We start from the raw sequence: 26,096 nt of genomic DNA, 5'->3' as shown, positions 1-26,096 counted from the left end.
AAGATTGTCTCCCCAAGCGAGGCGCGCATTCTACAGACATGATTTACACCGTCAATACTTTATTTCAAATAATTGACAATTTTGTTTCGAATGCTGAATAAATAATCAATATAGCCAGGAAAGCCGCATTTGCTAGTCATTATCTGCTAAAGTCCTGGAATATTTAGCCATATAGAATGAGTTATTCATGCCAGTCAGATCTTATAAAGGCATTACGCCGGTTATTCCTTCAAGTGTATATATAGATGAATCATCTGTATTGGTTGGGGACATTACTATTGGAGAGCATTCCAGTATTTGGCCTTTAGTGGCTGCCAGAGGCGACGTTAATACAATGACTATTGGCAAAGCCACCAATATTCAGGACGGCACCGTATTACACGTCACCCGAAAAACAGAATATAATCCCGATGGATATCCCTTAGTTATTGGTGATGATGTGACGGTTGGTCATCATTGTATGTTACATGGTTGTACATTAGGCAATCGCATTCTGGTAGGTATGGGAGCGATAATTATGGATGGTGCAGTAGTAGAAGATGATGTGTTTATCGGGGCGGGTGCATTGGTGCCACCTAAAAAGGTATTAAAATCCGGTTATCTATATGTGGGTCAACCTTGTAAACCAGCGCGGCCTCTAAACAAAGAAGAAATCGCGTTTCTTAAAATCTCTGCAGATAATTATGTAAAGCTAAAAGACGATTACCTGCAAGAGAATGACGCTAACAATTAAGTTTGCCTTAGATAACGGGTCACTTTAGCAATATCAGGCTGCACACCATGCCAGATTCTGAAACTTTCTGCAGCCTGTCCCACCAGCATTCCCAAACCATCCTTCAATTGTATATTGGCATTATTAGTCCGAGCAAAAGTCAGAAAGCTGGTTAATTCATCCTGATAAAACATGTCATACGCTAGCTGCGCTGACGAAAATACCTCTGAACAAATATCCGGAACTGCACCGCTCACACTGGAAGCCGTTGAGTTAACTATGATATCTGGTTGTAAACCAAATAACTGCTCTCCTGTAACCGCAGTAATATCGCCCAGAGATTGTAGCTGAGTAACGAGGCGTTCCGCCTTATCGTGGCTGCGATTCCAAAGACTAATTTTACTGACTCCGGCCTGGAACAAAGGATAAATACAGCCTCTTGCTGCACCACCCGCACCTAACAACAGAATATGCTTTCCTTTTAACGACAAAGATAAAAGCAGATCTCCCACCAGTCCCTGGCCATCGGTGTTATCAGCGACTATTTTATCGGGGAATAAACTAAGTGTATTGACTGCACCCGCGATCCTCGCCCCTTCAGATAATTCGTCAGCCAATTGAAAAGCCTGTTCTTTAAAGGGCAACGTCACATTGCAACCACTATAACCCGACTGTTGCAAAGCGCGTACATCAGTTTCAAAGTTGGACTCAACGGACAATTGCGTTTGATAATCAATCTCAAGGTTAAACTGTTCAGCAAACAATCGATGGATCAGCGGTGATTTACTGTGGGCTATTGGGTTGCCGAACACCACGAACTTTTTCAAGCGCGTAACTCCTGCTCTGAAATTGCCAACCAATTCTGTGGCTTCAAGTAATAGTCATATAACTCTGATTCTTTTGAACCCGGTTTAGGCTTAAAAGCATATTCCCAACGAGCTAATGGTGGCATTGACATTAAAATCGATTCAGTACGACCGCCACTTTGAATACCAAATAAGGTGCCTCTGTCGAACAATAAATTGAATTCGGTATAGCGGCCACGTCGATACAACTGAAATTGCCTTTCCTGCTCACCAAATCGCATTGCTTTGCGCTTTTCTACAATGGGGATATAGGCAGACAAATAGCCTTCACCGACATTGCGCATAAACTCAAAACTTTTTTCAAAGCCCCATTGGTTCAGATCATCAAAGAATAATCCCCCTACTCCCCGGGTTTCTTCTCGATGTTTCAGATAAAAATACTTATCGCACCAGTCTTTGTATTGCTGATAAACATCCTCACCAAAGGGACTACATATTTGTTGAGCGGTTTTATGCCAGTGTTTTACATCCTCAAAAAAGGGATAAAAAGGCGTTAGATCAAAACCACCACCAAACCACCAAACCGGATCGTGACCCGGTTTTTCTGCGATAAAAAATCGCACATTGGCGTGAGACGTCGGAATATATGGATTGTTTGGGTGCACCACCAAAGACACGCCCAGAGCCTGGAAACTCCTGCCAGCCAGTTCCGGTCGGGCCGCGGTAGCAGATGGCGGAAGTTCGCCACCATAAACATGGGAGAAATTAACGCCTGCCTGCTCAAACACATCACCGCCGGTTAAAACACGGGTGCGTCCGCCTCCGCCTTGCTCTCTATCCCAGTTGTCTTCTTTAAACACGCCTTTGCCATCGCTCAGTTGCAAGGTTTGACATATATCATCCTGCAATTTCAGCAAAAAACGTTTAACCTCTTCTATTTGTGTTTCTTGTATCGTCACCATTAGCCTCGAATAATTTCGCCGGTTTTGCCATGTCGAATTACGCTGGGATTTGCGTTTCCATCAGTTTCACCTTCTATATAGACAACATTATCACCAAACACAGCTTTGGCTTCATCAATGGTGCGGCAAGGCTGTTCACCAGCCAGATTGGCACTGGTTGACACCAATGCACTATTGAGCCGTTGGCACAATGATTTAACCCCTTGATGCGCCGTTACCCGAACGGCAATCGAATCATGTTCCCCGGTTATCCATTCAGGCGCGGTTTTGGATTTTGGCAACAGCCAGGTGTTAGCCCCTGGCCAACTGGAAAATATTTCCGTGCGTTTATCCATAGGAATTGCCTGATCGTCAACGTATTTTAGCAACTGCGAATAATTATCAGCGATGAGAATAACGCCTTTATGCAGAGGACGATTTTTTAACTGACATATTTGTTTTACCGCGGCTTCATTGTCCGGATCACAACCGATACCTATGACAGCTTCAGTGGCATAAACAAACACTTTTCCAGATTTAAATGCTTCCAACAAGGGATCGACATGTTCAGTACTTGCTGACTGATGGGACATAACTGACCTGTTAATTCAATGATGTGAGGCTGATGTATAGCCGTAAGTTACAAAAACAACGTACCGTTTGGCAAATATTACTGCGTCCGGTTACACCGATATTTTATGTTGGCAGGTCTTTTGCGGGCATTGCAACGTGCTTTCTGATTTCACTATCATCACAGGCCATTGACATTGCGGGCAGGCTTGCTGCACCGGCTGTTCATTTAAAATGTACTTACAATCAGGGTACTGATTGCAGGAATAAAAAGCTCTTCCGTTCTTACTGGCTCTTTGCACCAACTGACCTTTTTGGCATTTGGGACAGGTCACCTCTGCTTCGGTTTTCTTTGCGGGTTCATCATGTTGGATAAAATGACATTCAGGGAAGTTGGTACAACCTATAAACATACCAAAGCGGCCTTTTTTAACCGCCAACTGCGACTGACACTCGGGACAAGAGGAGTTTTCCATCACTTTAAGCGTCTCAACCCCCTGATGTTTACTCAGTGGCTGCGCATAATCGCATTCAGGATAAGCGGAACAGCCCAGAAACTTTCCGCTTTTGCCATTTCGAATGCGCAATTCAGACTGACACTTGGGACAATCGCCAAATGCGTGCTTGATGGATTCTTTATTTTTATCGAATAAGGAATTGTCAATCATTGCCATAGTTCGCGATCGAGAACATTGTCAGAAAGAGATGTGCTTAATGCAACGGACCTTCCGGCTCATCAAACAACAAGTCTTCCATCTGAGCATAGGCGTTTTCTTTGCCCGGTACATTAAACAGTACCATCAGCACCACCCACTTCAGATCTTCCAGACAAAAAACGTTGACGTCGATTTCCATCACCCGATCAATCACCATCTCTCGGGTACTGGCATCTAACACATTGATTTGTTCAAGAAACATCAAAAAGCCGCGACATTCTACGTCCAGGCGTACTTCCTCTTCGGCAGTAAACACTCTGGCAACAGCATGGCTGTTAACTGTAGAAAGGTAGGGATTATTGTCTGTTTCCTGCAAAGCGGCTAATTTTTCCAGCCAGGCCAACGCTTTATAAATTTCGTCGTGATGGAAACCCGCTCTGATAAGCTCTTCGGTTAGTTCGTCCTGGTCAACGCGGAATTCAGACTCGCTATGTACCAGATTTTCAAAAAGATACATGAGGATATCGAACATTTTTATTATTCCCCCAATCTAATGTAACCACCAGGGACAGTGGCTACCAAACCACGTAGCTCGTATTCTAATAATTCTGACATCACCGCCGTCACTGGCAGACCGCTACGTTGCGCTACAACATCAATTGATGTTGCTTCAAACCCAACACTAGCTAACAATCCCTCCGTTGCCAAGGGTAATTTGCAGTTTTTTTCCGGGTTTGTTCTAACAGTATCCGCCTTAATTTGTTGGATATTGAGGAATTCTTCATTTATGTCAGACACTTGCTCCACCAGCTTGGCGCCCTCCTTAATCAGGTAGTGACAGCCCTGACTGCTCAAATTATAAACACTACCCGGCACTGCAAAAACTTCGCGATTTTGCTCCAGTGCATACCTTGCCGTAATCAGGGAACCACTTTTCACTGCAGCCTCCACCACTAATACTCCATTAGACAAGCCACTGATTATGCGGTTCCGCCTCGGAAAATGTTCTTTTTTAGGTGGACTGTGTAAGGGGAATTCGCTGAGTAAACAACCTCCCTGATTGATAATATCCATGGCCAGTTGCTGATTTCGTCGGGGATAAACACTGTTTATACCGGTGGCCATTACAGCGATGGTAATACCATTGCCATCTAATGCCCCAAGATGCGCCTGGGTATCGATTCCCAACGCCAGGCCACTGGTTATTTGCCAGCCAGTTTCAACCAGGTCTGCGGCCAATTGCCGCGCTACCTTGCTACCACCGGGGGTCATCCGCCGGGAACCAACAATGGCCAACTGAGGATGCTGTAACAGTGCAGGATCACCAATACCAAATAGCAACAATGGCGGTCTGCTGATTTCACGAAGCCTTGAGGGATAGTCGGGATGATTAACCGGTAAGACAAAATGCAGCGGCGATGCCGACAACCACTGTTCCACTTCTTTTAAATAATTTTGGTATTGATTTTGTAATTCAGCAAAACTATTGCAGGGTAAGCCCGCACTCTGGAGTTGACTGGTGGAAAGCGTCGGGATGTTGCCTAAGTCACAACCAGCAAGGCGATACAATTGCTGTAACTTTTGATAACCAAAACCGGGGATTTTATGCAGTAACAACCACAAATGCAGTTGCTCAAACTCTTTCCATGAGGAATCATGCTTAACTTCCATATCTATTTCCTTTGTCGGACACCCTGTCCTTTATGCAATGTTTATGGCCTGGCTACGATGGCCCCTTTGCGAATAACACTGGTGGATGCAGTGATTAATCCGTAGCTGACTTTATTAAAACTCTTAAATATCACCATTTCGCCCACTTTAATGGCTGGCTGACGGATCCTTCCTGATTCTCCATGAAAACTTAAAAAGGATACGCCTGACTCATCATATCTCAATGGTTCGTCGTCGATAATGTCGGGGCCCTGCAGATAAATGCCCATTACAGTACCGGGCTGTACCTGTTCAAATCCCACATCCACAACAACGGTATCATATTTTCCCAATAAAGAGCGGTCTTGTAAACTGGCAATTATATTTCCCAATTGAGTGGTAGCTGGCACCATATCCACATTGCTGGATATTTGTCGTTGTTCCAGTGGAATCAAACGGTCTCCGCGTTTTATTTCTTGGCTGGCGTCTTTGATTTGCACCAGCATTTCAGTTTCCAGTTCAGTCTGAATGGGTTCGGCAATCGCCACATGCTTTACCAGATAGCCCAGTGGTTCCCCCTCCATTGAGGTTAACTCACTGTGCTCCCTGACCACCTGAAATTGTTCCGGTTGAAAACCGCCCTTCTTGCCCAACACAACATCAGTATGAGCAAATCTGACTGCGCCTTCCTGATCGCCGAGTAAATAAGGTTGTGCCTCATACAAGGCTTTCTCCATCACCAGATCATTGCGAATATGAGTTTCAATTATTGCCCAGGGAATAGTGGGAATGGGATCCGGATTTTTAAGTTGCCGAATGGCTTTGGGTGACAGCTGAATCTGACGTTTTTCGTTGCGCACCATGGACAACATCAATTCGCCATTGTCGCTGCGTTCCAGTAACAAACGATCTCCGGGATAGATCAGATGGGGATTTTCAATTTGGGTATTCTTTTGCCACAGCAACGGCCAGTTCCAGGGTTTGTCCAGATACATGCCGGCTATTTGCCACAGGGTATCTCCCTTTTTCACCACATAGACATCCGGCGCTGATGCTTTTATTTCAACAGCGCTGCTTGTCACACTGACCAGTAGAGCCAGAATCAAACTGAAAATCCGGTATTTCAATCTCATCTCCAACAGTGATTAGTTACATGTGCTACTGTCATTATCCTGACGTTATCAGTTAGAATAGCGGGTTAAAAGGTTTTGGTCGTGTTTTTAATTAAATATTTGTATGTGTACCAATACCAGATTACGGCAAAAGCAGAAGAAGAGTTATGGCAGTTTTAGAAGTTTTACGATTTCCGGATGAAAGACTCAGAACAGTGGCTGACACTGTAGCTGAAGTAGATGATGTAGTTAAAGAGCTGGTAAACAATATGTTTGAAACCATGCGCGAAGAAAATGGCATTGGACTGGCCGCCACTCAGGTAAACGTGCATAAACGAGTCATTGTTATGGATGTCTCGGAAGAACAAAACGAACCCAGGGTATTTATCAATCCAGAAATCATTGAGCAAAAAGGCAAGATGATTAACGAAGAAGGCTGTTTATCTGTGCCAAACAACTATGCCAAAGTTGAACGCGCAGAAGAAATAACCGTAAAAGCCTTAAATGAAAAAGGCGAAGAATTCACGCTAAACGCTGAAGGTTTACTGGCCGTCTGTATCCAGCATGAAATGGACCATTTGCTCGGCAAACTATTTATTGATTATTTATCACCGCTTAAAAGACAACGCATTAAAGCAAAACTGGAAAAAGAAGCCAGACTGGCGGCAAAAGGATAATTAATACTGTGTCTAATTTAAGTTCTTCTGCCCTTAAGGTGGTTTTTGCCGGTACGCCGGATTTCGCAGCCAAACATCTGCAGGCATTGTTAGAATCCCAACACAAGGTGGTGGCGGTATATACGCAACCAGATCGCCCTGCCGGTCGCGGTAAAAAGTTGCAAGCCAGCCCGGTAAAACAATTGGCATCAGATGCCAATATTACTGTTTATCAACCGGAGTCACTCAAGGACGCCGAAGCGCAACAGACACTAGCCAGTATTGATTTCGATATTATGGTGGTAGTGGCTTACGGACTCATCCTGCCCAAAGCCGTATTAGACATTCCCCGTCTGGGTTGTATTAATGTTCACGGTTCACTGTTACCTCAATGGCGAGGAGCTGCTCCCATTCAACGGGCAATCTGGGCGGGAGACAAAACCACTGGTGTAACCATCATGAACATGGATATCGGGCTGGATACCGGCGATATGCTGTTGAAATCTGAAATCGCTATCTCGGCTGACGATACCAGTGCCAGTCTTTACGAAAAGTTGGCAAACGTAGGACCGCAAGCCCTCATAGAAGCTTTAGATAAATTCGATTCGCTGGTACCAGAAAAACAAAATGATGAACTAGCCAGTTACGCTAAAAAACTGGATAAAGCGGAAGGTTTAATTGACTGGCAGCAAGACGGACAGCAAATCGAACGCAATATAAGAGCCTTTAATCCCTGGCCCGGTACCTGGTTTGAATTAGAGGACAAGAATATCAAAGTATGGCAGGCGCAGTGGCAAGCCAATAGCAATCAAAGTCCTGCGGGAACCATTATCAGTGCCTCCCGAGATGGCATAGAAGTGCAAACCGGCAACGGTAGTATCACTTTATTGCAGCTCCAGATCCCAGGTAAGAAAGCACAACCGGTCAGCGATATCTTAAATGCCCGCCCGGATTGGTTTACTCGTGGAACAAATTTGGGAGCCAGCCATTAAAACCCCATCCAGCTATAACTTAAGGGCAATAGCCGCAAAAGCTATTTTCTCGGTGTTAGAACAAGGCAAATCCTTGCAGGAAGTTTTGCCTGAAACCCTGCTGAAGGTAAAGGAACAGGACAAAGCCTGGCTGCACGAAATGATTTATGGCGTGCTCAGACAACTGCCTACTTTGCAATTCTGGCTGCGCCAGTTATTACAGTCTCCCATCAAAAATGACAATCGCATAATCGAGCACCTGCTCTATCTGGGATTGTACCAGCTGCATTTTTCCAGAGTAAGCCAGTACGCGGCGGTATCTGAAACAGTCTCAGCTTGCCAGGCGCTTAAGCAGCCCCATCTTAAAAACCTGGTAAATGCGGTTCTGCGCAACTTCGAACGTAAAGAAATCGCGAAGAACCTTCCAACTGAAGAAAGGGTTAAGCTGAATTTACCCAAGTGGTATTTTAAAAAATTAAAAACCGCCTATCCGGAACAATATCAGCACATAGCGGCACAACAGGCTAGCAAACCGCCCATCTGGTTACGTATCAATCTGCATAAGGTTTCTTGTGAGCAATTTATTGCGGCTTTAACTGAAGCCGACATTAAGTTTGAACAGGATACTGAATTTCCATCGGCCCTCAAACTGCTGGACAACAATCGCATTAATCAGTTACCAGGCTATGAAGAAGGCTGGTTTAGCGTACAAGACAAGGCCGCGCAACACGCAGCGCATTATTTGTCACCACAGCCAGATGACACAGTACTGGATGCCTGTGCTGCGCCGGGCGGTAAATATTGTCACATCCTGGAGCTGCAGCCTGGTCTAAAACAATGTATCGCTCTTGAAATAGACGCCAGCCGTAGTGACAGTATTTTAGAAAACACCGCGCGTTTAGGGCTTACTACTGCTGATGTGCGGATCGCTGATGCCAATGACGTAGAGCAATGGAATAGCGAACAACAAGAGTTTGATAAAATATTGCTGGACGCTCCCTGTTCAGCCACAGGTATTATTCGTCGTCATCCCGACATTCTGTGGTTGCGCAAAGGTCAGGACATCAACAACCTGGTAGCATTGCAGGCACAAATTCTGGATACCTTGTGGCAACAGTTAAAATCTGGCGGCACTTTACTCTATGCCACCTGCTCTATTTTGCCAGAAGAAAACAGCCAGCAGATATCAGCATTTCTTGAGCGTACTCCCGATGCCATTGCGGTGCCACTGGCTTCGGCGGATCCGGATTCCGGCTATGAGAGACAAATCCTACCGGGTGAATCTGGTATGGATGGCTTTTATTACGCTAAACTGCAAAAGCGATAACACTTAAAAACTAAAAATAAGCTTAACCGTATGAAAATCATTATTTTGGGAGCTGGTCAGGTTGGCGCTACGTTAGCGGAGAACCTGGTGGGTGAAAAAAACGATATCACCGTTATAGACTATGACTCCGAAAAAATACGGGCATTACAGGACCGCCTGGATCTACAAGTGGTGCAGGGAATAGGCTCCCACCCGGAAGTGTTGCAAAAAGCCGGGGCCGAAGATGCAGACATGTTGGTAGCCGTTACCAACAGTGATGAAAGTAACATGATGGCCTGCCAGGTGGCTTATAGCTTATTTAAAACTCCCACCAAGATCGCCCGGGTGCGCTCAGAACAATATATTGTTTATCAAAAGCAACTTTTCAAACACCAGGACGTACCGGTAGATCACCTTATCGCGCCAGAGCAATTGGTAACGCAATCCATTAAACGACTGATTGATTATCCAGGTGCCTTGCAGGTAGTGGAATTTGCCGAAGGCCGGGCCAGCCTGGTGGCGGTTAAAGCCTACTATGGTGGTCTGTTAGTAGGTCACGCCCTGTCAGCTCTTAAAGAGCACATGCCCAATGTAGAAACCCGGGTAGCAGCTATTTACCGTCGCGGTAAGCCCATCAGGCCACTGGGTACCACCGTTATAGAAGCTGATGATGAAGTCTTTTTTATTGCCGCCACCAAGCATATACGAGCGGTAATGAGCGAACTACAAAAACTGGAAGGCAGCTATAAACGCATTATGATCGCCGGCGGTGGTCTGATTGGGGCGGGACTTGCGCGACAGCTAGAACACGATCATCACGTAAAATTGATCGAATACAGCTACGACAGAGCAAAGTACCTCTCCACCACTCTGGATAAAACTATTGTATTTGTGGGTGATGCTTCCGATCAGGAGTTATTGCAAGAAGAACATGTCGAACAAATTGATGCCTTTATTGCCGTAACCAATGACGATGAAGCCAATATTATGTCTGCCATGTTGGCCAAGCGCCTTGGCGCCAAAAAAGCCATGGTGCTCATTCAACGAGGTGCCTATGTTGATCTGGTACAAGGCGGTGAAATAGACATTGCCTTTTCACCACAGCAGGCCACCATCTCTGCCCTGTTAACCCATATTCGACGCGGTGACATAGTTAACGTTTATTCTTTGCGTCGCGGTGCTGCGGAAGCTATTGAGGCCATTGCGCACGGTGATGAAAACACCTCAAAAGTAGTGGGTAAGAAGATTTCAGAAATTCGCCTACCTCCCGGAACGACCATTGGAGCCGTAGTACGCAAGGAAGAAGTGATTATCGCCCACAGTGATACGGTGATCGAGCCGGATGACCATGTCATTATGTTTTTAGTGGATAAAAAGTTTATATCCGATGTGGAAAAGCTGTTCCAACCCAGCGCTTTCTTCTTTTAACTGCGCCAAAAGGTAGGTGAGAATAATACCAGCAGAGAAAACACCTCCAACCGGCCAAACAGCATAGCTAAAATCAAAAACCATTTACCGGCATCGGTTACAGATGAGTAAGTACCCGATACTTCACCTAAGCCAGGGCCGAGGTTATTTAACATGGCTGCCGTCGCGGAAAATGCGGTCAGGTTATCCAGGCCAGTGGCAATTAAACAAATCATAATAATGACAAATACCAGCGCGTAGGCAGAAAAGAATCCCCAAACGGCATCCACCACTCTGTCGGGTAAGGCCCGATCGCCGAGTTTTACCGAATAAATCGCTTTAGGATGAATGAGTCGGTCTACTTCCCGCTTACCCTGCAGGTATAACAGCAACACCCTGACCACCTTTAAACCGCCTCCGGTGGAACCCGCACAACCGCCAATGAAGCTGGCAAAAATCAACACAATGGGTAAAAACACCGGCCATTCAGAAAAGTTGGTGGTGGCAAAACCTGCCGTTGTGCTGATGGATACCGCCTGAATCAATGCCTGATCAAAGGCCATTTCAGCGTTGTCGTATAATTCGTAGTACACCAACACTAAAAAAGTCATCAACACCAAAGCAATCTGAATACTGAAAAACGCTTTTAGCTCAGGATCAGAGAAATAGGTTTTCAATGACCGACCTGTTGCTGCAGCATAGTGCAGCGCAAAATTCAGAGCCGCTATCCACAAAAACACCACACACACCAGATTAATTAAAGTGGAATCAAAATGCCCCAAACTGGCGTCATAGGTAGAAAACCCACCGATGGCAATGGTGGAAAACGCATGGCAAATGGCATCAAACCAGTTCATACCCGCCAGCCAATAAGCCAGGGTGCAGGCAATTGTCAGTGAAAGATAGATATACCAAAGGTGTTTGGCGGTATCTGCAATTCTGGGGGTCATTTTAGAATCTTTTACCGGTCCCGGAGTTTCAGCCCGATAGAGCTGCATACCCCCGACACCGAGTATGGGTAAAATCGCCACGGCCAATACAATGATCCCCATGCCTCCCAGCCATTGCAGTTGCTGCCGGTAAAACTGCACGGCTTTTGGCAAAAACTCAATGCCTTCAATCACAGTGGCTCCGGTGGTAGTCAGGCCAGAAAAGGACTCAAAAAAGGCATCGGTTACTGACATCTCAGGTTGTTCCATCAATATCAGTGGCAAGGCACCAAAACTGGCCAGTACCGCCCAGAATAAAGCAACGATCAAAAAGCCTTCTTTGGCACGCAAATCATCCCGGGCATGCTTATTTGGATACCAAATGGCGAGGCCTGTGATTAAACACAGAAAAAAGGCTAATAAAAAAGGTAAGCCGCCACCATCCTGGAAGATCAGGGAAACCAAAGCTGGCGGTACCATAGTGACGCTAAACAAAGCCACCAATAAACCAAGGATTCGGACGATTGAGCGATATTGCATGAATCAGGGAAACAAAGAAAATTAAGTTCTCAAGAGATATGGCACTTTAAAAGTAAAGCGTCTGATACTCAAGGAGAAAAGCGACTTAAACAGAGATTGAGACTGTAGATACGCCTTAGTTGCAAATGTAGGAAAGCGCCTTAACCACCTGATCGGCACTATTTGCGACAGCGACAGACACAGCGTCGATTTCTTTTAAAGCGTGATTCAGAGATTCATCATGCCAGGATATCAGTTGTTTGCCATGCGCTACGGCAAAGCCGGCTTCAAAAGCAGAGTTTAATTGGCGGTAATGTTCAGTAAAACGCACCACAACTATGTCTGACTTTTCCAGTAAGACTTTATTACGGGCTTGGTTTAAACGAGCGCTTTTGTATTCATGCCAGAATTGTTGCGACTGATCACCTGACAATTGTTTGCCAATGTTGTCGCTCAGCACCTGGTCGGTAATTGGGCTACTAAACTCCGCACCTATCCCCAGAGCTTCACTTAGCCCTGTTATTTCCTTGCGCCACTGTGAGTGGATTTCACCTGCTAAATATACTTGCCAAACCACTGCTGTATACTTTTTCCTGTTGTCGATATTAGAATATGGACTCTTATAGTAAAAAAATCAAATTTCGGTTCATTTTTTGAACAATACAGAAATTATAAGGCACCACATCCTACCAATGATTAATATGTATTCCTGAAATTCCATTCTATACTTACCAAAAATTCTAATCTCAATGAAAGCAACCGGTTTGGCAACAGCGCAAGTACCTAAAAGTATTATAAAAAAAAGCATCCCTCTGATATTGATATTGGCTCCTGAGTTGATAGCCCAGCCTTTGTCAGAACAGGGTGATGACGACGAGATAGAGCAGGTTCATGTAATAGGCACCCGAAATTTTGGCCGCAGCAGTGCTGAATTGCCTGTAGCGGTTGACTCAATAGATGCCGAGAGATTGCGCAGTAGTGGTCATATGGAAGTGGGCCGGATGCTGCAGAATACTGCGCCATCATTTAATTTTTCCAGTTCGTCAATCAGCGACGGCACCGATGCCATTCGGCCTGCAACGCTCCGCGGTTTAGGACCCGACCAAACTCTGGTATTAATCAATAACAAACGCCGTCACACGGCTTCGCTGTTGCACATTAACACTTCAGTAGGAAGAGGCACTTCTGGCACGGATCTCAATGCCATTCCGGCGGCTGCGATTAAGCGCATAGAAATTCTCAGAGATGGTGCCGCTGCCCAATATGGATCTGATGCCATTGCCGGTGTCATCAATATCATATTAAAAGATGATGAAGAATACTCGACTTTCTATGGAAGTTACGGGGTGCATCAGGAAGGCAATGGCAATACAGCCCTGTTATCAGCGAACCACAGTTTTGAATTTGACACAGGCAGTATTAATGCCACCCTGGAATACCGTGATCGCGGCTCCACCAACAGAGCCGGATTGAGCGGGGTTTGTCAGTACATACTTTCATGTTCAGATATAGATAATGATGGGGTTCTGGAAACAGACGATGTCAGAGAACTCACTTTCAACAGAAAAAACTTCAATATTGGTGATGCTCAGGTCAGGCAATTATCAGGGGTCCTGAATGGTTATAAGGAAACCTTTAGCGGCGAATATTATGGATTTCTTACCCTGTCTCACCGAAACACGCTTTCCAGCGGCTTTTTCCGAAGAGCTAATGAAACGCAAAAAAACCCTGTCATTGATGGTGAAAATAGTTTCTACCCAGATGGTTTTTTACCTGAAATAGATTCAACCCTGTTTGATTATTCTGTCAGTGCTGGCTACACCACCCTGCTGCAAAGCAATATAAAGATGGATGTCTCTGCTACATTCGGCGGCAATCAGATGCAATTTGATGTCAGAAACTCGGTCAACGCCTCATTCGTGCAAAACCTGGTAAATAACAATACTTCGGCTGCTGAAATTTTAGCGCAAACAGCAACCAGTGCTGACTCCGGAACATTGTCCTCCACCCTTGCCACCATAAACATTGATTTTGTTAGCGAGCGGATCAGAAAGAACTATGCCTGGGGTGGCGAACTCAGGTTAGACAAATACCAAATTGATGAAGGCAGCGAGTACTCCTGGTTTGATTACGATGGCATAGAAGGTGGCGCAGACGCCGGGATTCAGGTTTTCCCGGGCTTTTCGCCCATGAACAGTGTCAACGAATCACGCTTTGTTTATTCCGCCTACTTTGATGCAGAATGGGATCTTAGTAGCAAAAGTCTGGTCAATGGTGCACTGCGTTTTGATCATTATGAAGGCTTTGGTAACACCATCAATCTGAAACTTGCCGGCCGCCATGATTTTCACAATCAGTTTGGTGTAAGAGGTTCTTTTAACACCGGGTTCAGAGCACCTTCAATGCAGCAACTGTATTTCAATAATATCAGTACCCAATTTAATGATGGTGTTGCTGCTCAGGTAGGAACCTTCAGAAACGACAGCTCTCTGGCAAAAGAGCTAGGTATTCCTGAATTAGACGAAGAGCGATCAATCAGTATTAATGCAGGATTTTTATATACGGGTCACAACCTTACTGCCACCTTAGATTTTTATCTGATCAATATCGAAGACCGCATTGTCATCAGTGAGCAACTCACTCAGGGATTGGGTAGCCCGACCCTGGACAGTGTTCTGCAAAGTAACGGCGTGCAAAGTGCTCAGTTCTTTTTAAATGCTGCGGAAACAGAAACAAAAGGCGTTGATTTGGTGGTCAGTTGGTTCCCGGAAGTTTCTGTTGGGGATCTTGATGTCACTTTCGCTTTAAATGTTACCGATACAGAAGTTGTTGCAGTTAAAGCCACAGGTAATTTAAACGAGATCAGTAAACAGGATCTATTTGGGCAGCAAGCGAGATCCATTATTGAAGAATGGCAACCGGCCTCACACGCCATTCTGAGTGCCAACTATGAATGGCAAAATTGGCTGTTTACCCTGTCCACCAACCGCTACGGTGAATACCGGGTAATTGATGCAAACCAGACACAACGGTATTCCGCTAAATGGCTGGCAGATGCCAGGGCCAGTTTTCAGTTAACGGAAGAAACTTCCTTGCATGCCGGTATAAATAACCTGACGAATACCTACCCTGACAGCAACCTTATAGGACAAAGCCGTGCTGGCAGGATCGAAACTTATCAGGGAGAAGTGGTTGTGGATTCCCCCGGTGTGTTTAACTATTCGCGACGAGCGGCACCTTTTGGCTTTAATGGTCGCTTTTATTATGTTGGTCTGGAAAGTCGCTTTTGATAAACATCATAAAATAGCAATTTAATTACCCCACTATCGGGTAGTTTTCACCTGATGATTTGTCAAATTTTACGTTAGTACAATTAGCTGTTTGTTAATAGTAATTACATCTAATAATTTATAAATTTAACGCTTCTATTTTGCGTCAGATATGGTACATTCTCCGACCCTTGACAAAAACAGTGTTCAAAAATCAATCGATACAGAATCCTGTTAACAAGGTTATCCACATAAAAACTAAAAATAAGAATAAATCCAAGATTCATTTATCTTATTCTAAGTTATTGAATTAAAAATTAATTTTCAGACCTATAAGCCGTTTAATTACGGATATTCGCGTTGCTGTTAAAAAATTCCACACAGTTATCCACAGGTAAGTTCAGTGTTTACGCGAGAATAATTTCCGCATTTAGCTGCCAATTCGTTATCATGAAAACATCACCATTTAGTATCGCTAACCAAATCAGTCGGACGCTCATCAATGACAACAAATAACAACGCTCCTTTCATCCTGGTGGATGGTTCTTCCTATCTGTTCAGAGCATTTCATGGATTACCACCATTGACCAACTCTAAAGGCATGGCAACGGGTGCTATTTATGGCGTTATTAACATGCTTAAAAGTCTCGTTAAACAATATAACCCTGAACTAATGGCGGTGGTGTTTGACGCCAAAGGCAAAACCTTCAGAGACGAAATTTATCAGGAATACAAAGCGAATCGTCCCCCAATGCCGGATGAGCTCAGAGAGCAAATCCAGCCTTTGCATAAAATCGTTGAAGCTATGGGGCTGCCACTATTAGTGATAGAAGGCGTAGAAGCAGATGACGTGATTGGAACTTTGGCCAAACAAGCGTCCGAAGCGGGTATGAAGACCGTTATCAGCACTGGTGATAAGGACATGGCGCAACTGGTTAATGACAATGTCGAATTGATCAACACCATGACCAATACCATTATGGATGTCGAAGGTGTACATAAAAAATTTGGTGTTGGACCAGAGCTAATTATTGATTATCTCGCCCTGAAAGGCGACAAAGTGGATAATATTCCCGGTGTACCCGGCGTGGGTGATAAAAGTGCCGTGAGTCTTCTCAACGGAATTGGTGGCGTTGATGAGATTTATGCCCGCCTGGACGAAATCGCCACACTTGAATTTCGCGGTGCCAAGAACTTCGCCAACAAAATACGTGACTTTGAAGAACAGGCAAAATTGTCTTATGAGCTGGCAACCATCAAACTGGATGTCGCTCTGGATGTAAAACCTCAGGAATTACACATTAAGCCCGCAGACAATAAACAGCTGACTGAGTTTTTCGGAGAATTAGAGTTTAAACGCTGGCATCAGGAATTGCTCAATGCATCAGAGAAATTCGACACTGACAGTCCACTCGATAACGTGACCGCGACAACAGCCAATAAACCGGAAGTCAGCGTTGAATACGAAACCATTTTAACCGAAGAACAACTGCAAAAATGGCTGGACAAGTTAAATAATGCGGAACTGTTCGCCGTAGATACAGAAACCACCAGTCTGAATTACATGCAGGCTGAATTAGTGGGCTTATCCTTCGCTACCGAGGAGAACAAAGCAGCATACTTACCCTTAAGGCACGATTATCCCGGTGCACCGGAGCAACTTCCCTTTCAGGATACCTTAGACAAATTAAAGCCGGTTCTGGAAAACCAGAATATTAAAAAAGTCGGGCAACACCTTAAATACGACCAAAATGTATTGAGCCATTACAACATTAAAATAAAAGGCATTGCCAGTGACACTATGTTGGCTTCTTATGTGTTGAATAGTGTTGCTGGTAAACACGATATGGATAGCCTGGCACAACGCTACCTGAATTGCTCCACAGTATCTTTTGAAGAAATAGCAGGTAAAGGTGTAAAACAACTGACCTTCAATCAAATCGAGCTGGAGAAAGCCGCGCACTACGCAGCAGAAGATGCCGATATCACTCTCAGACTACACAATGAGCTAAACAAGCTGCTGGCAGAACAACCAACATTAATGAATGTATTGCAAGACATTGAACTGCCATTAGCTAGCGTGTTAGCAAGCATTGAACAAAACGGTGTATATATAGACGTACAACAATTAAGTGAATTGAGTAATAGTTTTGCTTTGCGGGCAGCAGAATTAGAAAAAGCGGTGCACGAAGAAGCCGGGGAAGTCTTTAACCTCAGCTCTACCAAGCAATTACAGGAGATTTTGTTTAACAAAATGTCCTTGCCGGTACTGAAAAAAACGCCAAAAGGTGCGCCATCTACCTCAGAAGAAGTACTTCAGGAATTAGCGCTGGACTACAGTTTACCAGCGCAAATTATGGAATACCGCGGGCTGACCAAACTGCGCAATACCTACACCGACAAACTACCCAAGATGGTGGATAGCAAAACTGGCCGGGTCCACACCAGTTATCACCAGGCGGTGGCAGTGACCGGAAGGCTTTCATCAACAGAGCCGAATCTCCAGAACATTCCCATCAGAAACGAAGCAGGTCGAAGTATAAGAAAAGCGTTCGTGGCGCCATCGGGTTGCAAAATTGTGGCCGCCGATTACTCGCAGATTGAATTGCGTATCATGGCCCACCTTTCCGGAGATGATGGTTTAATAAAGGCTTTCCAGCAAGGGTTAGATATTCACAAGTCCACTGCAGCCGAAGTGTTTGGTGTTAGTCTGGAAGATGTCAGCGCTGAGCAAAGACGCAGTGCCAAAGCCATCAATTTTGGATTGATTTACGGTATGTCTGCTTTTGGTTTGGCCAAACAGCTAAACATTCCCCGTAACGAAGCACAGAATTATATGGATTTGTATTTCCAACGTTATCCGGGGGTTTTGCGATATATGGAAGACACTCGCGCCAAAGCAGCTGAGCAAGGATACGTTGAAACCGTTTATGGACGCCGATTATATCTACCAGAAATCAATGCTAAAAACGGAGCCAGAAGAAAAGCGGCTGAGCGGGCAGCCATCAACGCGCCTATGCAGGGCACAGCTGCCGATATAATAAAGCGCGCCATGTTAAGGGTACATCAGTGGTTGGAAGGACAAGATCCGGAACAGATCAAAATGATCATGCAAGTACATGACGAACTGGTTTTTGAAATAAAAGAACAAAAGGTTAAAGAGTATACAGAGCAAATACAGTCTCTTATGGAGGCAGAAAACACGCTCAAAATACCATTATTAGTAGAAGTTGGTGTTGGTGATAACTGGGAAGAGGCTCACTAACAGACATAAATTTAATGTAATTTAATTACATTATTGTTATTGACTTTCAAAATCAAACCCTCTATATTCGCACTTGTAGGGTACAGAGGTAAGATGTTCTATCTTTCAAACCTTTGCTTTGACCCCGGTAGTTTTACCGGGGTTTTTTTATGTCTGCAGTTTTTTAATCTTTTCCAGCCATTTTTTGCAACTGTGAATCCGACGCGTTTACTGGGGTTTCCCGCAGGGCGAGGTCGCGATTAATTTTTGATCAACACTCGAACATAGTCAGCTCTAATCGGAGCCAAAAGCTAATTAATTTGCCCTGGAATACTGAAGCGAGACTATCAACCAGCCTTCAGACTCCTTTTTGAGTTTGCTCGTAGGTAGGATTTTTTCGACGATGTAGTTTAATTCAACCACAGTTGTTTGATTGAAATCATTGTCGGGGCGCCGACTGCGCCTCAAGGGGACCGGGCTGCGCCCCCCTTAAGAATCCCCCGCAGCCCCTGACGCGCAAAAGCATAAACTTCGCCATCAGAACAACGACGACCATCAATGACAGCACGTCCCTGTGCTGGGCATTGATTGAGCTATCATCCCTGATAGCTCTCATCGTTGTTTTAACTGATGTCGCTGTTTATAGCGCGTAAAGGGAAACAGGCTTTAGCACTTCGAACAAACTTTGACCTAACTGAATCCATATACGAGACAGTTTGGCTTTTTCTTAAAATGTAAATATTTAGCTTCTGGGCTTTGTGGTCGAAATATAAGCACTCATGCTCTCACCCTAGGGTTCCCGGGGATGGGATAAGATTTTTTGAAAAAAATTAAAATATTTTAAATTATTTTTGAACTAATCGAATTTAGCTCGGTCTGTATAAATAGTTGTGTGTGTTTTCTCAAGTTATATACCCCTCCTCTGGAGGGGTTTCTTTTTTCTGGCGCTACATATTTTTATTTGCTTTCTGGTGGCTCGATGCCAAACCAGCTATTGAGTTTGTTTTCTAAAATGGGCAAACCCAGTTTGTTTAACGACGAAAAAGCGGCAACCTCTACATCTCCACAAAATGCCATTGCAGCTTCCTGGGCCATATTAACCTGTGCTTTGCGTTTGCCAGATTTCAGCTTATCGGCTTTTGTCAGCAAGGCTAATACCGGAATATCGCTGGCCACAGCCCAACTGATAAGTTGTTGATCGAGATCTTTAAAAGGATGTCTGATATCCATTAACACCACCAATCCTTTTAAGCTTTCCCGTTTTTCAAGATATTCACCCAGTGCTCTTTGCCATTTTTCTTTTAAAGCCTGCGGTACCTGAGCGAAGCCGTAGCCGGGAAGATCGATCAGACGTTGCTCTTCAGTAATGTTAAACACGTTTATTTGCTGGGTACGTCCGGGGGTTTTACTGGTTCGCGCCAGACTTTTTTGTCTTGTCAGGGCATTTAAAGCACTGGACTTGCCCGCGTTAGAGCGTCCAGCAAACGCAATTTCAATGCCGGTATCCGGCATTAAATGTTTAATATCTGGTGCGCTAATGGTGAAAGCGGCTTTGGAATATATACTCACGATTAATCTAATCTCTGTTTTTCTGCTAAAGTTTTGGCATCAGAATCACTAAAACTTAAGCAGATAATTGCTCAGAAAACCTCTTATCCTGTTTTCCTGTGTTTTAAAGTGTGTAAAATAACTGATTACAAAACAATTTTAACAAGAAATTACTTGAGAACCACTATGAAAAAATGGCTTTTATTGCTTACTTTGACCGCAGGTTTCGGTCAAATGGCTTTTGCGGCAGGTGATGCAGAAGCAGGTAAAACTAAATCAGCGACCTGTGCAGCCTGTCATGGTAATGACGGGAATAGCATGATCCCAATGAATCCTAAAATTGCGGGTCAACATGAACAATATCTGATCAAGCAGTTGCAAGAGTTTCGTCTGGCTTCTCAAACAGGCGGCGCGGAAGGTAGAAATAACGCCGTAATGAATGGTATGGCCGCAGGATTGTCAGACCAGGATATCGCAGATTTATCAGCCTGGTTTGCCAGTCAGACTATGAGTAAGGGCGAAACACCAGAAGATGTTATCGAAGCAGGTCAGGCACTATACACAGGCGGAGACCTCGAGCGCGGCATTACAGCATGTATTGCATGTCACGGCCCCAGAGGCAACGGCATGGCGCTGGCCAAATTCCCAGATATTAGCGGTCAACACACCGAATATACCAAATCTCAACTGGAACAATTCCGCAGCGGACAACGGGCTAACGATCTCAATGGCATGATGCGTGATATTGCGAAAAAACTCACTGATGAAGATATTCGCATACTGTCACTATATGTTTCCGGTTTGCATTAAATTTTGCTTTTGTAAAAAAGTTGTAAATTTTTTAACATCGTGTATTATCTCGCTCCAAGGTCAAGCGCTGACTGGTGTAACACTGGTACCAACGCTCCCCGGCTTCTTGGGAACAAGGACGAAATAACAAGTGTCACGATGACATAAAATATAAAAAAGCCTCGAACAAAAATAATAAATACGAGGTTACAACAAGATTGGTTACTGAAGGGATCATGGTTTCTCTATAACCTGCTTTTAGAAACAACGGCGGATTATCGCCGTTTCTTGTTTTTGTCTCTCCTGAAATCTTTTATAATCCTCACCTTTATCATCAACTGCTCTTAACAGGGGTCAGTAAACTATGCCACGCGTAAAGAAAACCAGAAAAGTTACTAAGTCATTGCCACGAGCAAAGCCTAAACTTCCTAAATCAGAAATTCAGAGGAAGCCCAAAAAAACCTCGGGCAAAGCGCCTGGAAACAGAAATAGTCTGGTAGAAGACAATGCCAGAGGCAGTCAATCCGGTGGTGCCGGGGCGAATATGGACAAACGATTAGGCAGCAAAAAGAAAATATCCCTATTTGGCAATAAAGAAACCAAAGAAGAAAGTAAGCGCCTTATTCCCAAATTCAAAACCCCACAAGATGAATTAAATTACATCGAAAATGACAAGCGCCTGCAAAATCTGGTAGATAAACTTGACCAGGGAAAAAGCATTTCTCCGCAAGAGCAACATTATGTGCACCATCTGCTTAACAGACACAAGGTACTTTGTGACTTGCTAGGTATTGTCCACGAAGACGATTCAGAAATCGAAGAAGATACTCCCGATTTGCTGGATAGACTGGAACAACCCTTTAGCGACCGTTATTAATGCAATTTATTAGCGACAATCTGTACCTTTTGCTTAGCATTGCCAGTGTATTGATAATTACATTGGCAGGCTACGCTGGTTACCTGCTTGTTAGCTTGCACCGACAAGAACAAACTAAGCAGCAAAAGATAATACAGCGGGAACAGGACATTGTTACCAGTATAACCACTATCTTACAGGCTACCTTGCAACAACAATGTGGTATCAGCGAGGCGGTACTGCGGGTAAAGAATTTATGTGATTTGCTCGACAACAAACGCTATCCCATTGCTAGTGCGTTAACAATGACCCAAGAGTTTTACCTGAAAATACAGCACCACCCTATTCTCGAGGCGCGCAAGCGGTTACCCAAAAAGGAATTGTTGGCTCTGGACAGCGAAAGAGAAGAACTAGAAGCGCAATTTGAAAGCCAGCTGCTCAACGAGTTCCAGCAGTTGTTACAAAAACTACAGCCCAAAGAAACATTCCAAATGTGTGGTTAGCGCTATATCAAACGATTTCTGCTATCCCCCTACCCTCAATTTAATGCTGTGACTACCTCAGGCCAGTTTAAATATGCCCCTTGACTGGATTTGGGCTACATAATGTACATCACAAAAGGTATACTTCGGCCATTTTCGTTGAATTGACACAGATATGGCAAATTTTGATTTAAATACCTTTCAGGGGCTTATCCTGAGCCTGCAAGATTACTGGGCACGACAAGGTTGCGTAATCGTACAACCGCTGGATTTAGAAGTCGGTGCCGGCACCTTTCACCCAATGACATTTTTACGTGCTATTGGTCCAGAGCCAATCAGCAGTGCTTATGTACAGCCATGTCGCAGACCTACCGATGGTCGCTACGGTGAAAACCCCAATCGACTACAACATTACTACCAATTCCAGGTCATGCTTAAGCCTTCCCCGGAAAATATCCAGGAGCTGTATTTAGGCTCTCTTAAGGAAATGGGGTTTGATCCTTTGGAGCACGACATTCGCTTTGTTGAAGACAATTGGGAATCCCCTACCCTGGGCGCCTGGGGATTGGGCTGGGAAGTCTGGTTAAACGGTATGGAAGTAACCCAGTTTACCTATTTCCAACAAGTTGGTGGCCTCGAGTGTAAGCCGGTGACCGGCGAAATCACTTACGGTCTAGAGCGACTCGCAATGTATGTTCAGGGTGTCGATTCAATTTATGATCTGGTTTGGGCCGATGGTCCTTTTGGTAAAGTGACTTATGGCGACATTTTCCACCAAAACGAAGTGGAACAATCAAAATATAATTTTGAATTGGCCAATGTCGAGAATATGTTCCGATACTTCGATGAAGCGGAACAACAAAGCCAGCTGTTAATTGAACAAGGGCTACCTTTACCGGCTTACGAACAAGTAATGAAAGCCTCTCATTACTTTAACCTGTTAGACGCGCGTCAGGCCATTTCAGTGACCGAAAGACAGCGTTATATACTCCGAGTACGGACTCTTGCTAAAGCGTGCGCAGAGGCCTATTACAACGCCAGAGAATCCCTTGGATTCCCGATGTGTGCTTCCAGCGATTAAGCGTTTAAGGATTAAGTAAAAGTGACTAATAATTTATTGATTGAATTGGCTTGTGAAGAACTTCCCCCAAAAGCCTTAAGAAACCTCGGACAAACCTTTCTGGCCAATGTTACAGAAAGTCTGAAACAGCAGCGTTTTGAGTTTGAGTCTACCCACTGGTATGCCACACCAAGACGACTAGCAATCAGTGTTACCGCATTAGAAGAAAAGCAAGCCGACGTTGAAATCGTTAAAAAGGGACCACCAGTGTCTAGTGCTTATGACGCAGCTGGAGAGCCTACAAAGGCGGCATTGGGTTGGGCAAAATCCAATAACATTCAACTACAAGACGCAGCTATTGTGGAAACCCCTAAGGGTCAGTGGTTACAGATTACGGTTCAGGAAAAAGGTAAGAACATTGATTCTTGTTTACAGGACATAATTGCAGCGAGTCTAGCTAAATTGCCAGTACCGAAAGTAATGCGTTGGGGAGATACCGACCACCAGTTTGTACGCCCGGTACATAACTTGTGTTGTATTTATGGTAGCAAAGTACTGCCTGTTGAAGTTTATGGAAAACCAGCTAACAACAAGGTGCTGGGGCATCGCTTCCATTCTCCAGGCTATCACGAAATTTCCAGCGCAGATGATTATGAAACTACACTGCAAAACTTGAACGTAGTAGCTGATTTCGAAAAACGTAAGCAAGCGATCAAAGCTGAGCTCTTAGCGCAAGCAGAATCATTTAATGCATCAGTTGTAGAAGACGATGATTTAGTGGAAGAAGTAACCAGTCTGGTTGAGTTCCCTGTGGTTCTGAGCGCCCAGTTTGATGAGGCATTTTTAGAAGTTCCTAAAGAGCCACTCATCTACACTATGAAGGACGACCAGCGTTATTTCCCACTACTGGAAAAATCCAGTGGAAAACTACTTAACAGGTTTTTATTCGTCACTAATATTAACAGCTCTAACCAAGAGTCAGTGACAAGTGGTAATGAAAAAGTCGTAAGACCGCGTTTGGCAGATGCTCAGTTCTTTTACAAACATGACTTATCGGTAAATACAGAAACAAGACTGAACAGTCTTAAAACAATTGTTTATCAAAAACAATTGGGTACTTTGTATGATAAGTCTGAACGGGTTGCTAAGCTCAGTCAGCAATTATCTGAGTCCTTGGGCTTGGGAGAGCCTGAATTGTGTTACAGAGCTGGTTTGTTAGCAAAATCCGATCTGACTTCAAAAGTAGTATACGAATTTCCCGATGTTCAGGGTTATATGGGGCGTTACTATGCTATTCATGAAGGTGAAAACCCATTAGTGGCCAATGCCATTGCAGATCACTATAAACCTCGCTCAGCAAGTGACAGCCTTCCCGAGGATGGTATTGCGCAAGTCGTCTCCATTGCCGAAAGGTTAGATACGCTTGTGGGAATTTTTGGCATCGGCTTGTTGCCAAAAGGTGATAAAGATCCCTTTGCCCTCAGAAGAGCCACACTGGGTATTATTAAGATTGTTTTAGAAAACAATGTTGAGTTTGATCTGAAAGGCGCTGCAAAGCAAGCTGTAGCTTTATTCCAACAACAGATGTTAAGCAATGCCGAATGGCCAGAACAATTAGAGCAGTTTTTTAATGCCCGTCTGGAAAATTACTTTGTCGAACAAGGTATCCCTGTCAATACCGTTCGCTCTGTACTAAAAGTAGATGATAGCGCTGTTAACACCTACAAGTACCGGTTAGAAGCACTTACTCACTTTATCGATAACAATAAAGAAACACTGGCAGTTCTTACAGAATCCAATAAAAGAATAGCCAATATTCTTGCTAAAAATCCTGTGGCTATTGGCACTGTTGATATCGGTTTATTTAGTGATAAAGAAGAACAGGTTCTGTGGGATGTCTTTAGTCAGGTAAAATCATATGCTGCTAATTCACATCATGATACAGAGTATTACAATATCAGACTTTCACAACTTGCCAAATTAAGAGAGCCTATAGCTGACTTTTTTGAAAATGTTATGGTTAATGCTGAGGACGAAGCAGTGCGCCTGAATCGATTCGCACTCATCTCCTCAATCAGAAACGAGTTCTTAGCCGTAGCTGATTTCTCAATTTTGCAGGGTTAATGCATTGAATAAGATTATTACGTTATCAAGTATTGCAGCCTTTTCTTTGTTTTTAGGGGGCTGCACTACTACGAAAACGTTTGTCGACAAACTTTCAGGTGATAAGCCAGATTATAGCAGCCTTTATTTAAGAGGTAGCTTTACCTGGTGGGAAGCTGATGAAGCTTATCGAGTCGTTGAGCATAAAAACAACATCTACAGAGTTGTAGTTGAATTAGTCGCTGATGGTCAACCTTACGATTTTAAGTTTGCAGATAAAGACTGGAGTACAGGTTTAAGCTGTGGCTATAAGAACAAAAGTTCTGACGAGAATCTTCAGGTTAACCTTACAGTTAACGCAAATTGTGATACGCCGGTAGACAACTTTGTGTTTACACCGAAAGAATCAGGAAAATATATTTTTCAGATAGACTTCAATAGTTGGTCCGATCCTCAGGTCACCGTTTTAAAGCTATAAAAAAGGCTCCATCTTGGAGCCTTTTTTTTGTG

General features: G+C 44.2%; 23 protein-coding genes. 13 read left to right on the top strand and 10 right to left on the bottom strand.

The genetic code is table 11. The features are described 5' to 3' along the window. Positions 1-187 precede the first annotated feature (187 nt). Positions 188-733, top strand: a complete 546-nt coding sequence (locus ACXAD8_RS15435) for a gamma carbonic anhydrase family protein (protein ID WP_475230488.1) — start codon at positions 188-190, stop codon at positions 731-733. On the opposite strand, the gene aroE is transcribed toward ACXAD8_RS15435, so the two are convergent. The 7 genes from aroE to ACXAD8_RS15400 all read right to left on the bottom strand — a co-directional run bounded on the left by aroE (position 730) and on the right by ACXAD8_RS15400 (position 6,462). Next, on the bottom strand, positions 730-1,539 hold the full coding sequence (aroE, locus tag ACXAD8_RS15430) for a shikimate dehydrogenase (protein WP_475230486.1): 810 nt from the start codon (positions 1,537-1,539) through the stop codon (positions 730-732). The two genes, ACXAD8_RS15435 and aroE, sit on opposite strands and share 4 nt — an antisense overlap. Continuing rightward, entirely contained in the window at positions 1,536-2,480 is a 945-nt protein-coding gene (gene hemF / locus ACXAD8_RS15425; RefSeq protein WP_475230484.1) for an oxygen-dependent coproporphyrinogen oxidase, read from the bottom strand. The genes aroE and hemF overlap by 4 nt, the downstream gene beginning before the upstream one ends. Further along, complete coding sequence (gene tsaC / locus ACXAD8_RS15420; RefSeq protein WP_475230481.1) at positions 2,480-3,052, bottom strand: L-threonylcarbamoyladenylate synthase type 1 TsaC; 573 nt, start codon at positions 3,050-3,052, stop codon at positions 2,480-2,482. Before tsaC ends, hemF begins: the two co-directional genes overlap by 1 nt. Before the next feature lie 90 nt (positions 3,053-3,142). Continuing rightward, a complete protein-coding gene (locus ACXAD8_RS15415) occupies positions 3,143-3,703 on the bottom strand; it encodes a DNA topoisomerase family protein (protein WP_475230478.1) in 561 nt (186 codons plus the stop codon). 37 nt (positions 3,704-3,740) lie between these two features. Further along, positions 3,741-4,217 carry a DUF494 family protein gene (locus ACXAD8_RS15410; RefSeq protein ID WP_475230475.1) on the bottom strand — a complete coding sequence of 159 codons (477 nt, stop codon included), beginning with the start codon at positions 4,215-4,217 and terminating at the stop codon, positions 3,741-3,743. A gap of 5 nt (positions 4,218-4,222) precedes the next feature. Further along, the gene (dprA, locus tag ACXAD8_RS15405) at positions 4,223-5,356 is read right to left on the bottom strand and encodes a DNA-processing protein DprA (RefSeq protein ID WP_475230472.1); all 1,134 of its coding nucleotides are present in this window, start codon (positions 5,354-5,356) and stop codon (positions 4,223-4,225) included. A gap of 41 nt (positions 5,357-5,397) precedes the next feature. Beyond that, complete coding sequence (locus ACXAD8_RS15400) at positions 5,398-6,462, bottom strand: LysM peptidoglycan-binding domain-containing protein (protein WP_475230470.1); 1,065 nt, start codon at positions 6,460-6,462, stop codon at positions 5,398-5,400. A gap of 152 nt (positions 6,463-6,614) precedes the next feature. On the opposite strand from ACXAD8_RS15400, the gene def reads away from it, so the two are divergent. From def to trkA, 4 genes are read left to right on the top strand one after another with little or no spacing between them, the layout of a single operon-like run. Then, positions 6,615-7,124 carry a peptide deformylase gene (gene def / locus ACXAD8_RS15395; protein WP_475230468.1) on the top strand — a complete coding sequence of 170 codons (510 nt, stop codon included), beginning with the start codon at positions 6,615-6,617 and terminating at the stop codon, positions 7,122-7,124. Between the two features lie 8 nt (positions 7,125-7,132). Beyond that, positions 7,133-8,095: a methionyl-tRNA formyltransferase gene (gene fmt, locus ACXAD8_RS15390; RefSeq protein ID WP_475230465.1), complete on the top strand. Its 963-nt coding sequence runs from the start codon at positions 7,133-7,135 to the stop codon at positions 8,093-8,095. Then, on the top strand, positions 8,067-9,401 hold the full coding sequence (gene rsmB, locus ACXAD8_RS15385; RefSeq protein WP_475230462.1) for a 16S rRNA (cytosine(967)-C(5))-methyltransferase RsmB: 1,335 nt from the start codon (positions 8,067-8,069) through the stop codon (positions 9,399-9,401). The genes fmt and rsmB overlap by 29 nt, the downstream gene beginning before the upstream one ends. Before the next feature lie 30 nt (positions 9,402-9,431). Beyond that, positions 9,432-10,808: a Trk system potassium transporter TrkA gene (gene trkA, locus ACXAD8_RS15380; protein ID WP_475230460.1), complete on the top strand. Its 1,377-nt coding sequence runs from the start codon at positions 9,432-9,434 to the stop codon at positions 10,806-10,808. Here the strand turns inward: trkA and ACXAD8_RS15375 are convergent. Together ACXAD8_RS15375 and ACXAD8_RS15370 are read right to left on the bottom strand one after the other, a co-directional pair. After that, the gene (locus tag ACXAD8_RS15375) at positions 10,805-12,256 is read right to left on the bottom strand and encodes a TrkH family potassium uptake protein (protein ID WP_475230457.1); all 1,452 of its coding nucleotides are present in this window, start codon (positions 12,254-12,256) and stop codon (positions 10,805-10,807) included. The two genes, trkA and ACXAD8_RS15375, sit on opposite strands and share 4 nt — an antisense overlap. Before the next feature lie 115 nt (positions 12,257-12,371). Beyond that, positions 12,372-12,812 (bottom strand): YtoQ family protein, encoded by a 441-nt coding sequence (locus ACXAD8_RS15370; RefSeq protein WP_475230454.1) that lies wholly within the window; start codon positions 12,810-12,812, stop codon positions 12,372-12,374. 187 nt (positions 12,813-12,999) lie between these two features. Here ACXAD8_RS15370 and ACXAD8_RS15365 point away from each other — a divergent pair, with 187 nt between their 5' ends. Next, positions 13,000-15,525 carry a TonB-dependent receptor plug domain-containing protein gene (locus ACXAD8_RS15365; protein WP_475230452.1) on the top strand — a complete coding sequence of 842 codons (2,526 nt, stop codon included), beginning with the start codon at positions 13,000-13,002 and terminating at the stop codon, positions 15,523-15,525. A gap of 481 nt (positions 15,526-16,006) precedes the next feature. Beyond that, positions 16,007-18,769 carry a DNA polymerase I gene (gene polA / locus ACXAD8_RS15360; protein ID WP_475230450.1) on the top strand — a complete coding sequence of 921 codons (2,763 nt, stop codon included), beginning with the start codon at positions 16,007-16,009 and terminating at the stop codon, positions 18,767-18,769. Positions 18,770-19,705: 936 nt separating this feature from the next. Here polA and yihA read toward each other — a convergent pair. Next, on the bottom strand, positions 19,706-20,317 hold the full coding sequence (gene yihA, locus ACXAD8_RS15355) for a ribosome biogenesis GTP-binding protein YihA/YsxC (protein ID WP_475230447.1): 612 nt from the start codon (positions 20,315-20,317) through the stop codon (positions 19,706-19,708). Positions 20,318-20,482: 165 nt separating this feature from the next. Here yihA and ACXAD8_RS15350 point away from each other — a divergent pair, with 165 nt between their 5' ends. The 6 genes from ACXAD8_RS15350 to ACXAD8_RS15325 all read left to right on the top strand — a co-directional run bounded on the left by ACXAD8_RS15350 (position 20,483) and on the right by ACXAD8_RS15325 (position 26,064). Beyond that, positions 20,483-21,106 (top strand): c-type cytochrome, encoded by a 624-nt coding sequence (locus ACXAD8_RS15350; protein WP_475230445.1) that lies wholly within the window; start codon positions 20,483-20,485, stop codon positions 21,104-21,106. 343 nt (positions 21,107-21,449) lie between these two features. Continuing rightward, positions 21,450-21,962, top strand: a complete 513-nt coding sequence (yihI, locus tag ACXAD8_RS15345; protein WP_475230443.1) for a Der GTPase-activating protein YihI — start codon at positions 21,450-21,452, stop codon at positions 21,960-21,962. After that, positions 21,962-22,444: a DUF2489 domain-containing protein gene (locus tag ACXAD8_RS15340; RefSeq protein WP_475230441.1), complete on the top strand. Its 483-nt coding sequence runs from the start codon at positions 21,962-21,964 to the stop codon at positions 22,442-22,444. The genes yihI and ACXAD8_RS15340 overlap by 1 nt, the downstream gene beginning before the upstream one ends. Positions 22,445-22,598: 154 nt before the next feature. After that, a complete protein-coding gene (glyQ, locus tag ACXAD8_RS15335; RefSeq protein ID WP_475230438.1) occupies positions 22,599-23,504 on the top strand; it encodes a glycine--tRNA ligase subunit alpha in 906 nt (301 codons plus the stop codon). A gap of 21 nt (positions 23,505-23,525) precedes the next feature. Further along, on the top strand, positions 23,526-25,607 hold the full coding sequence (glyS, locus tag ACXAD8_RS15330) for a glycine--tRNA ligase subunit beta (RefSeq protein ID WP_475230435.1): 2,082 nt from the start codon (positions 23,526-23,528) through the stop codon (positions 25,605-25,607). A 4-nt stretch (positions 25,608-25,611) separates the two neighbouring features. Next, positions 25,612-26,064, top strand: coding sequence for an early set domain-containing protein (locus ACXAD8_RS15325; RefSeq protein WP_475230433.1), 453 nt, complete (start codon positions 25,612-25,614; stop codon positions 26,062-26,064). Positions 26,065-26,096: the final 32 nt, after the last annotated feature.

It is taken from the genome of Planctobacterium sp. AWH2_060 (assembly GCF_056158425.1).
Note: the sequence above shows the minus strand (reverse complement) of the source record. Positions and strands in the feature narration are given on the sequence as shown.

What these genes read in the sequence shown, in the direction of transcription:
- ACXAD8_RS15435 (WP_475230488.1), top strand. Translation starts at nt 188, where the DNA reads ATGCCAGTCAGATCTTATAAAGGCATTACGCCGGTTATTCCTTCAAGT.
- hemF (WP_475230484.1), bottom strand. Translation starts at nt 2,480, where the DNA reads ATGGTGACGATACAAGAAACACAAATAGAAGAGGTTAAACGTTTTTTG.
- tsaC (WP_475230481.1), bottom strand. Translation starts at nt 3,052, where the DNA reads ATGTCCCATCAGTCAGCAAGTACTGAACATGTCGATCCCTTGTTGGAA.
- ACXAD8_RS15415 (WP_475230478.1), bottom strand. Translation starts at nt 3,703, where the DNA reads ATGGCAATGATTGACAATTCCTTATTCGATAAAAATAAAGAATCCATC.
- ACXAD8_RS15410 (WP_475230475.1), bottom strand. Translation starts at nt 4,217, where the DNA reads ATGTTCGATATCCTCATGTATCTTTTTGAAAATCTGGTACATAGCGAG.
- dprA (WP_475230472.1), bottom strand. Translation starts at nt 5,356, where the DNA reads ATGGAAGTTAAGCATGATTCCTCATGGAAAGAGTTTGAGCAACTGCAT.
- def (WP_475230468.1), top strand. Translation starts at nt 6,615, where the DNA reads ATGGCAGTTTTAGAAGTTTTACGATTTCCGGATGAAAGACTCAGAACA.
- trkA (WP_475230460.1), top strand. Translation starts at nt 9,432, where the DNA reads ATGAAAATCATTATTTTGGGAGCTGGTCAGGTTGGCGCTACGTTAGCG.
- ACXAD8_RS15375 (WP_475230457.1), bottom strand. Translation starts at nt 12,256, where the DNA reads ATGCAATATCGCTCAATCGTCCGAATCCTTGGTTTATTGGTGGCTTTG.
- polA (WP_475230450.1), top strand. Translation starts at nt 16,007, where the DNA reads ATGACAACAAATAACAACGCTCCTTTCATCCTGGTGGATGGTTCTTCC.
- ACXAD8_RS15350 (WP_475230445.1), top strand. Translation starts at nt 20,483, where the DNA reads ATGAAAAAATGGCTTTTATTGCTTACTTTGACCGCAGGTTTCGGTCAA.
- yihI (WP_475230443.1), top strand. Translation starts at nt 21,450, where the DNA reads ATGCCACGCGTAAAGAAAACCAGAAAAGTTACTAAGTCATTGCCACGA.
- ACXAD8_RS15340 (WP_475230441.1), top strand. Translation starts at nt 21,962, where the DNA reads ATGCAATTTATTAGCGACAATCTGTACCTTTTGCTTAGCATTGCCAGT.
- glyQ (WP_475230438.1), top strand. Translation starts at nt 22,599, where the DNA reads ATGGCAAATTTTGATTTAAATACCTTTCAGGGGCTTATCCTGAGCCTG.